This is a genomic window from Flavobacterium nitrogenifigens, assembly GCF_003254565.1.
Taxonomy (GTDB): domain Bacteria; phylum Bacteroidota; class Bacteroidia; order Flavobacteriales; family Flavobacteriaceae; genus Flavobacterium; species Flavobacterium nitrogenifigens.
The window spans coordinates 1-397 of the sequence record NZ_QJRI01000082.1 but is presented as its reverse complement, the minus strand read 5'-3'; the positions used below and the strand labels follow the sequence as shown (position 1 = coordinate 397).

The 397-nt window shown below is 47.1% G+C and carries 1 protein-coding gene; it reads left to right on the top strand.

The genetic code is table 11. The features are described 5' to 3' along the window. On the top strand, positions 1 to 397 hold a 397-nt coding region (locus DM397_RS00350; protein WP_162615425.1), incomplete at both ends, for a hypothetical protein.

The window sequence follows — 397 nt, the reverse complement described above, 5'->3', positions numbered from 1 at the left end:
CGATGCGGATGTTCTAAACATCACTAAAGTAAGCGGACAGTTTGTGGCTTCTGAAGGATGCGGAAATGCAGGAACTTACACTAACACTTGGACCGTTAAAGACGACTGCGGCAATACTTCCGACGCTTTCACTCAAGTGATTACCATTCAGGATACTACTGCTCCTACTTGGACAACACAAGCTGGTTCTCTAAACGTAACCTTGGAATGCAGCGATGCGGTTGGCCTTGCTACAGCACAGGCTCAGATTCCGACAGCTTCCGACCTATGCGACTCTGATGTTCTAAACATCACAAAAGTAAGCGGACAGTTTGTTGCTTCTGAAGGATGTGGAAACGCTGGAACATACACCAACACTTGGACCGTAAAAGACGACTGCGGTAACACATCTGACACT